Origin of the sequence: Actinomyces sp. ICM58 (genome assembly GCF_000283035.1) — a bacterium.
Lineage (GTDB): Bacteria > Actinomycetota > Actinomycetes > Actinomycetales > Actinomycetaceae > Pauljensenia.
In genome coordinates this window covers 1-5,511 of sequence record NZ_ALIY01000150.1, presented here as the reverse complement: position 1 = coordinate 5,511, position 5,511 = coordinate 1, and the positions used below count along the sequence as shown (strand labels likewise).

Here is a 5,511-nt window from a genome sequence, read left to right as displayed (position 1 = left end):
CTCGACGACCTGGTCGTCGCCTGGCGGGGGCAAGGCGAGATCCCGCTGCCCGGCGGCTGCGCGCGCCGAGTCGGGCGCTCTGGCGAGGCACGCATCGTCCTCGCGGCGCGCGGGCGTGAGCCGACGGTGTTGCGCTCACAGTGAGAATCCATGCCTTCCTGGCACAACCACGCGGTTATATGGCACGCTTATAGTGCAACCGCTCGCGGAGCACCGATACGAAAAGAGGACACGGTGGACGCCACCGACATGGGAAACGATCTGAAAGAAATCCTCGTCACCGCCGAGGACATGGACCGTAGGCTCGGCGAGATGGCCGAGCAGATTGACCGCGACTACGCGGGCGAGGAACTGCTCATCGTCGGTGTCCTGCGTGGCGCCGTTATGGTGATGGCCGACCTGTCCCGCAAGCTGCACACGCCCCTCGAGATGGACTGGATGGCCGTCTCCTCCTACGGCTCGGGCACGAAGAGCTCGGGCGTCGTGCGCATCCTCAAGGACCTCGACCAGGACGTCGCCGGGCGCCACGTCCTGATCGTCGAGGACATCATCGACTCGGGCCTGACGCTGTCGTGGCTGCAGGCCAACCTCATTGGACGCGGAGCCGCCTCCGTCACCATCGCGACCGCGCTGCGTAAGCCTGCCGCCGCGAAAGTTGACATCGACGTGACCTACGTGGGCTTCGATATTCCCGACGAGTTCGTCGTCGGCTACGGCCTCGATTACGCGGAAAAATACCGCAACCTACCCTTCGTGGGGACGCTCCAGCCCCACGCCTACGCCAACTAACAACTCCGGAACCTGATAAGGGACATACGTGAACGACAAGACGAAGAATAAGCGCCCGAGTTTGGCGTGGGTGACGATTCCGCTCGTCATCCTGCTCGCGGGCGGATGGTTCCTCTGGCAGGCGTTCCAGCCTCGCTCGATTTCCACGTCCGAGGGTATGGCGCTCATCTCGGGGACCACCGTCGAGAAGGTCGTCCTCAACGAGGGCACCCAGCAGGTGAACCTGACGCTGAGCGAGGACTACCACCACGAGAGCACGGGCGTGGGCGACCCCTCCGCGAACCTCGGGAAGAACGTCTACTTCACGTACTCCTACGTTCAGACGAAGGACATTTTGGACACGGTGGCGGCCCAGGCGCCCTCCAAGGGCTGGAACGCGGTGCGTCCCCAGTCCAGCGCCCTGGGCGCCATGTTCCAGCTGATCGTCCCGCTCCTGATCCTCATGGGCGCCTTCTACTTCATCATGCGCTCCATGTCGGGCTCGCGGATGATGGGCGGCTTCACCCAGTCCCGCGCCAAGGAATTCAACCAGGAACGCCCGGACGTGACCTTCGCGGACGTGGCCGGTGAGGACGAGGCCGTGGAGGAGCTCGAGGAGATCCGCGAGTTCCTGGCGTCCCCGGACAAGTTCCACAAGGTGGGCGCGCGCATCCCGCGCGGCGTCCTGCTCTACGGGCCTCCCGGGACCGGTAAGACCCTGCTCGCCAAGGCTGTGGCCGGCGAGGCGAAGGCCCCCTTCTTCTCGATCTCCGGTTCGGAGTTCATGGAGCTCTACGTCGGCGTGGGCGCCTCGCGCGTGCGCGAGCTCTTCGAGCGCGCCAAGAAGAACGCGCCGGCCATCATTTTCGTCGACGAGATCGACGCGGTGGGTCGCCACCGCGGTAGCGGCATCGGCGGCGGCAACGACGAGCGCGAGCAGACGCTCAACCAGCTCCTCGTCGAGATGGATGGCTTCGACGAGCGCGCCAACATCATCCTCATCGCGGCGACCAACCGCCCCGACATCCTGGATCCGGCGCTGCTGCGCCCGGGCCGATTCGACCGCCAGATCGCCGTCGAGGCCCCGGACCTGAAGGGCCGCGAGGCGATCCTGAAGGTACACGCGCAGGGCAAGCCCCTCACGCAGCAGGTGGACCTGCGCCAGATCGCCAAGCGCACCCCCGGTTTCACGGGCGCGGACCTGGCGAACGTCCTCAACGAGGCGGCGCTGCTCACCGCGCGCTCGAACATGCAGTTCATCGACGAGCGAGCCATCGACGAGGCCATCGACCGCGTCATCGCCGGCCCTCAGAAGCGCACCCGCGTCATGAACGATCACGACAAGGCCGTGACCGCCTACCACGAGGCCGGCCACGCCCTGGCAGCCGCCGCACTGAACTACACGGACCCGGTCACGAAGGTGACGATCCTGCCGCGCGGCCGCGCGCTGGGCTACACGATGGTCATGCCCACCGAGGACCGCTTCAACAAGACCCGCAACCAGCTCCTCGACGACCTGGTGTACGGCATGGGCGGCCGCGTCGCCGAGGAGATCGTGTTCCGCGACCCCTCGACCGGCCCCGCCAACGACATCCAGCAGGCCACGAAGACGGCCCGCGCGATGGTCACCGACTACGGCATGAGCGACCGCATCGGCATGGTCAAGCTCGGCGACGCCGACACCGAGGCCTTCGGCCACGGCTCCGGCGAGGGCCCGCGTGCCTTCTCCGACGAGACCGCAGCGATCATCGACGAGGAGGTTCGCCGCCTCCTGGACAACGCGATGCGCGAGGCGTGGCGCATTCTCTCAGAAAACCGCGCGGTTTTGGACACCCTGGCGTCCCGCCTCTTGGAGGAGGAGACCCTCGACGAGGCGCAGCTCGCGGAGATCTTCAAGGACGTCGTCAAGGCGCCCGAGCGTCCCGTGTGGAACTACCAGTCGGACGCGGCCATTCCGGGCGTGGTCCTGGGCCACCCCGTGGGCATCAAGCCTGACGACGAGTTGAACCCCGTCCCCGAGCAGGGCATCGACGTGTCGCCGACTGAGGCCACCGATGCCTCGGGCGAGGAAGAGGAGCAGGCGTGACCTACGATGCCGCAGCCGTGGAGAAGGCCTCGCGCGACCTGCTGGTCGCGATTGGTGAGGACCCTGAGCGCGAGGGCCTGATCGGTACTCCTGACCGCATGGCGCGCGCGTGGCGCGAGATGTGCTCCGGCCTCTTCGAGGACCCCCGCGAGCACCTGCGCACGCAGTTTCATGCGGGCACGGACGAGCTGGTGCTGGTCCGCGACATTACCTTCCACTCGGTGTGCGAGCATCACCTGCTGCCCTTCTACGGCCGCGCGCACGTGGGCTACATCCCGCGCGGCGGCGTCGTCACGGGCCTGTCGAAGCTCGCGCGCCTCGTCGAGGGCTATGCGCGGCGCCCCCAGGTGCAGGAGCGCCTGACCGCGCAGATCGCCGACGCCATTGACGAGGTCCTCGATCCTCAGGGCGTCATCGTCGTCATCGAGGCGGAGCACATGTGCATGTCGATGCGCGGCATCTCCAAGCCGGGCTCGTCGACCGTGACGAGCGCGCTGCGCGGCATCATGAGCGACGGCGCGACCCGCGCGGAGATGATGGCCCTCGTCCTGTCGGGGAGCCGCTGACGTGTCTGTCCTTCCTCTGCCCCCCGCCCCGGCCTCGTCCGTGACTCCCGCGCCCCCGACGCTGCCGGGCGGCCTAGCCCTGCCGACCGGGCGCGCGGCGATCATGGGCATCCTCAACGTCACGCCCGACTCGTTTTCCGACGGGGGCCGCTACGTGGATCCCGCCGCTGCCCTCGAGCATGCCCGTGCGATGGTGGCCGCCGGCGCCGACCTGATCGACGTGGGCGGGGAGTCGACGCGGCCGAATTCGACGCGCATCAGCGCGGACGAGGAGTGGGGGCGCATCGGGGAGATCGTCTCGGCCCTGGCCGGTGACGGCATCGTCGTGTCCGTGGATACGTTGCACGCCTCGACGGCCCGCGCGGCGGCCGAGGCGGGCGCGGCGATCATCAACGACGTGAGCGGCGGGCGCTGGGACCCGCGGATGAACGAGACGGTCGCGGCCTCGGGATGCGCCTACGTGGTGCAGCACTACCGGGCGCTGCCCGGGATGCCGGGGGAGTCCTTCGACTACGGGGATGACCTGGTGGGCACGCTCGTCGAGCGTCTGAGTTCGCAGGTTGGCGCCGCACGTGATGCGGGTGTGACAGCTGATAAAATTGTTATCGACCCAGGCCTCGGCTTCTCGCTCACGAACGACCAGTGCTGGCAGATCCTGTCCGAACTGCCGCGCCTTGCCTCCTGTGGGTACCCTGTACTCATCGGAGCGTCGCGTAAGCGCTTCGTCAAGGCCCTCGGCGGCGACGTGGACACCGACAGCGCAGCCATCGCCGCCCACAGCGTCCGAGCGGGCGCGTGGGCCGTGCGGGTCCACGACGTCGCGGCCACCGTCGCGGCCATCGCTCGAAAGGAGAACGACGTTGAGTAGCAGACGCGTCATCATCGCCCTCAAGGGACTGGGGGCGCTGGCCAACCACGGCGTTTACGACTTCGAGCGCACCCAGGAACAGCGCTTCAGTGCCGACGTCGTCATGTGGGTCGAGACCGCGGGCGCGACCGACGACATCGCAGCCACCGTCTCCTACGCCGACATTGCGGATGAGACCATGGCGGTCCTGACCGGCAACCCCGTCGACCTGATCGAAACCCTGGCCGAAACCATCGCCTCGCGCGTCATGAGCCACGAGGGCGTGGTCGGCACGGAGGTCACCGTCCACAAGCCCGACGCCCCCATCGACCACCCCTTCTCCGACGTGTCCGTGACCGTGCGCGCCGGCGAGACCGAGGCCCTGCCCCTCTCCCTGTCCCTCAAGGGCATTTATGAGGCCGAGGACGGCTCCGTGCTCACCGGTGAGATCGAGGCCTACGGCCGCGCCCAGGCGCCCAGCCCCGCGCAGCAGAAGCGGTCGGCGCCCTCTCGCAGACGCCGAGGGGAACACGCCGCCCCCCGCGAGGAGGATTCCTCCCGCCCCGCACACCTGCGCGCCCGCCGCGTCGTGCTGGCTATCGGCGGCAACCTCGGCAACGTCCCCGTCAACCTCATGCACACGGTCGAGGCCCTGTCCTACATGGAGGGCTTCCAGATCGAGGATGTCTCCCCGATCATGCGCACCAAGCCCGTCCTGGCTCCCGGCCAGGCGCCGCAGCCCGACTACTGGAACGCCGTCGTCGTGGGCTCGGCCATCGCCACTCCCGACGAGCTTTTCGCGCAGACCAGCCGGATTGAGCGCGAGCTCGGCCGCGAACGCCACGAGCGTTGGGGGGCTCGCAGCGTCGACATCGACATCATCCAGGTCGAAGGCCTGGCCTCCTCCGACCCCGTGCTCACGCTGCCGCACCCGCGCGCCAAGGACCGCGCCTTCGTGCTGGCCCCCTGGCTCCTGTGCGAGCCGGACGCGATCCTCGAGGGCGTCGGGCGCGTGTGCGACCTGCTGGCCGTCACCCCCGACCGCGAGGGCATTATTGATGCCGTCGACGACTGGCTCGAAGATCCGGCAGCCGTCATGGCCGACTCCGACCAGCTCCTCGCCCAGCGCGCCGAGAAGGCCAGCGCGGACATGCGCGAGCTCCTCGAGACCCTGACCGGCGAGATCAGCCAGGTCACCGACCTGGTTGGCCGCCCCGGCGCCCCCTTCGGCGAGGCCCCCGCGC

At 68.4% G+C, this 5,511-nt stretch carries 5 protein-coding genes; all 5 read left to right on the top strand.

What is annotated here, in order from left to right; translation table 11 throughout:
* Positions 1 to 234 precede the first annotated feature (234 nt).
* Positions 235 to 789 (top strand): hypoxanthine phosphoribosyltransferase, encoded by a 555-nt coding sequence (hpt, locus tag HMPREF1138_RS07055; protein WP_009058010.1) that lies wholly within the window; start codon positions 235 to 237, stop codon positions 787 to 789.
* A 28-nt stretch (positions 790 to 817) separates the two neighbouring features.
* Positions 818 to 2,854 carry an ATP-dependent zinc metalloprotease FtsH gene (gene ftsH, locus HMPREF1138_RS07050; protein WP_009058004.1) on the top strand — a complete coding sequence of 679 codons (2,037 nt, stop codon included), beginning with the start codon at positions 818 to 820 and terminating at the stop codon, positions 2,852 to 2,854.
* Positions 2,851 to 3,420, top strand: a complete 570-nt coding sequence (gene folE, locus HMPREF1138_RS07045) for a GTP cyclohydrolase I FolE (RefSeq protein ID WP_009058008.1) — start codon at positions 2,851 to 2,853, stop codon at positions 3,418 to 3,420. The genes ftsH and folE overlap by 4 nt, the downstream gene beginning before the upstream one ends.
* A 1-nt stretch (position 3,421) precedes the next feature.
* Complete coding sequence (gene folP, locus HMPREF1138_RS07040) at positions 3,422 to 4,288, top strand: dihydropteroate synthase (RefSeq protein WP_009058002.1); 867 nt, start codon at positions 3,422 to 3,424, stop codon at positions 4,286 to 4,288.
* Positions 4,281 to 5,511, top strand: a 1,231-nt coding sequence (folK, locus tag HMPREF1138_RS07035) for a 2-amino-4-hydroxy-6-hydroxymethyldihydropteridine diphosphokinase (protein WP_009058006.1), incomplete at its 3' end; no start/stop codon positions are given. The genes folP and folK, both read left to right, overlap by 8 nt.